This window comes from Ideonella azotifigens (assembly GCF_006519715.1).
GTDB classification, from domain to species: Bacteria; Pseudomonadota; Gammaproteobacteria; order Burkholderiales; family Burkholderiaceae_C; genus Ideonella; species Ideonella azotifigens.
Window position 1 is genome coordinate 1 of the sequence record NZ_VIDT01000755.1, and the last position, 2449, is coordinate 2449.

At 68.3% G+C, this 2449-nt stretch carries 3 protein-coding genes; 2 read left to right on the plus strand and 1 reads right to left on the minus strand.

The window, feature by feature from the left end; genetic code table 11:
- The coding region (locus tag FKP22_RS27260; protein WP_141291090.1) for a LysR family transcriptional regulator at positions 1 to 196 on the minus strand (196 nt) is incomplete at its 3' end.
- A 179-nt stretch (positions 197 to 375) separates the two neighbouring features.
- Between FKP22_RS27260 and FKP22_RS27265 the strand changes: the two genes are divergently transcribed.
- Together FKP22_RS27265 and FKP22_RS27270 are read left to right on the plus strand one after the other, a co-directional pair.
- Positions 376 to 1308: a dihydrodipicolinate synthase family protein gene (locus tag FKP22_RS27265; RefSeq protein ID WP_141291091.1), complete on the plus strand. Its 933-nt coding sequence runs from the start codon at positions 376 to 378 to the stop codon at positions 1306 to 1308.
- Positions 1309 to 1364: 56 nt separating this feature from the next.
- Positions 1365 to 2333, plus strand: a complete 969-nt coding sequence (locus tag FKP22_RS27270; protein ID WP_141291092.1) for a Bug family tripartite tricarboxylate transporter substrate binding protein — start codon at positions 1365 to 1367, stop codon at positions 2331 to 2333.
- The last annotated feature ends 116 nt before the right edge of the window (positions 2334 to 2449 follow it).

Sequence of the window (2449 nt, forward strand, 5' to 3'; positions counted from 1 at the left end):
TGCGGAACCACTCGCCGGTCTCGGTCAGCGTCGCGGGCTGGGTGCTGCGGTCGAACAGCACCACGCCCAGCCATTCCTCCAGCGCCCGCACCCGGCGGCTGAAGGCCGGCTGGGTCATGTGGCGTTCTTCGGCCGCGCGCGAGAAATTGCCGCTGGCGGACAGGGCCAGGAAGTCTTCCAGCCAGAGGAAGTTCATGCCGGCCTCGCGGGGCGACACCAAGCTGCCGCTGCGCCCCTCGGACAGGGGGATCGACGTGAGCGAAGGGACTTCATGGGCAGTGCTTTGGGAGCATCGAAGAAGGCTGAAGCAGCATTGGCAAGCCGCTTCGGCCTCACGCAAGATGGGCAGCGATTATTCAACAGGAGACACGCCCCATGGCCACCATTGCGAACTACCGCGGCATCATTCCCGCGATCGCCTGCCCCTTCACCAGCGATCACCGCATCGACGAACCCGCACTGCGCAAGCACGCGTCCTGGCTGGCCGGCCAGCCCGGTGTGGTGGCGGTGATGACCAACGGCCACACCGGGGAGGTGTTCTCCCTGCTGCCGCGCGAGCGTGCCGAGGTCACGCGCATTGTCGCCAGCGAGCTGCAGGGGCGCCTGCCGGTGATCTCGTCCATCGTCTGCGAAGGCATTCGCGATGCGACGGAGCAGGCCGCCATGGCCCGCGAGGCCGGCGCCAAGGCGCTGGACGTGATGCCGCCGCACCACTGGCTGCGTTTTGGCTTCCGGCCGGACCATGTGATGCAGTACTTCGAGGCCATTGCCTCGGTGGGCCTGGACCTGGTGGCCCATGTCTACCCTGCCTGGACCCGTGCCTCGTACAGCACGGCCACCATGGCCGAGCTGGCGAAGCTGCCCAGCGTGGCCGCCTTCAAGGTGGGCCAGCGCGACATGAACAAGTACGCCGCCGACATTGCCGCGATCCGCCAGGCAGACCCGAGCAAGGTCATCCTGACCTGCCACGACGAGTACCTGCTGGCCTCCATGGTGCAGGGCGTGGACGGCGCGCTGGTGGGTTTCGCCACCTTCATCCCGGGCCTCATCCACGAATTGTGGGAAGCCGTGAAGGCCGGCGACCTGAAGAAGGCCCAGGCGGCGCAGGCCTTGATCACGCCGCTCAAGGATGCCGTGTACGGCGGCGGCGAGCCCACCGGCGAGGCCCATGCCCGCATGAAGATGGGCATGTACCTGGCAGGCGTGCTGGACGCGCCCACCGTGCGCCCGCCCACCGAGATGCCCACCGATGCGGAAGTGGCGGCGCTGCGCGCGGCGCTGGCCAACGCGGGGCTGCTGCAGCGCTGAGTGCGGCAGCGCCGGGTGCGCCAGAGATCTCAGACAAAAAATCAGGAGACAACACGATGCAACGCCAACAATTCATCCGCGGGATGGCCGCGGCAGCGCTGGCCTGCGTGGCCGGCACGGCTTCGGCCCAGGCCTGGCCGGCCAAGCCGATCACGATGATCATTCCGTTCCCGCCCGGTGGCACGCTGGACGTGGTGGGGCGCATGCTGGCCCAGAAGCTCGGGCAGCAGCTGGGCCAGACGGTGATCGTTGACAACCGCCCTGGCGGCGCCGGCACGCTGGGCGCGGGCATGGTGGCGCGTGCGCCGGCCGATGGCTACACGCTGCTGTTCACCGCGTCCACCTTCACCACCACCCCGATGACGCAGAAGACCCCCGTCTACGACGTGGTGAAGGACTTCACGCCGCTGGCGCTGGTGGCCAAGGCGCCGCTGGCGGTCTCGGTCAACAAGCACTTGCCCTTCAACGACATCAAGGGCCTGCTGGCCTACGGCAAGCAGAATCCCGGCAAGCTGACCTTTGCGATTGGCTCCACCGGTTCGGCGGGCCATCTCAGCACCGAGCTGCTGCGGCGTGCGGGCCAGATGGAATACCTGATCGTGCCGTACAAGGGCTCGGCGCCGGCCTACCAGGACTTGATCGGCGGCCAGATCGACGCCTTCATCGATCCCATTCTGGGCTCGGTGCCGTTTGCCAAGGCGGGCCAGCTGAAGGTGCTGGCGGTGACCTCCAAGAACCGGCTGGCCAGCCAGCCCGAGCTGCCCACCGTGGGCGAAACGGTGCCGGGCTACGAGTTCTACAGCTGGTACGGCCTGTGGGGCCCGGCCGGCCTGCCCAAGGACATGGCCACGCGGCTCAATGCCGAGGTCAACAAGGCCCTCACGGCCGGCGAGATGCCCGAGCGGCTGCCGGCGCAGGGCCTGCTGTTGACGCCAGGCTCCATCGAGGACTTTGCGCACTTCCAGCACGAGGACATGCTGCTGTCCCAGCGCATCATCACCGAGGGGAAGATCCGTGCCGAATGACACCCCGCTCGCGGTGCTCACCGGCAGCAGCTCGGGCATCGGCCTGGCCATCGGCAGGGCGCTGCTGGAAGCGGGCTGGACGGTGGCCGGGCTGGACCTCGCGCCGCCCGTGCTGT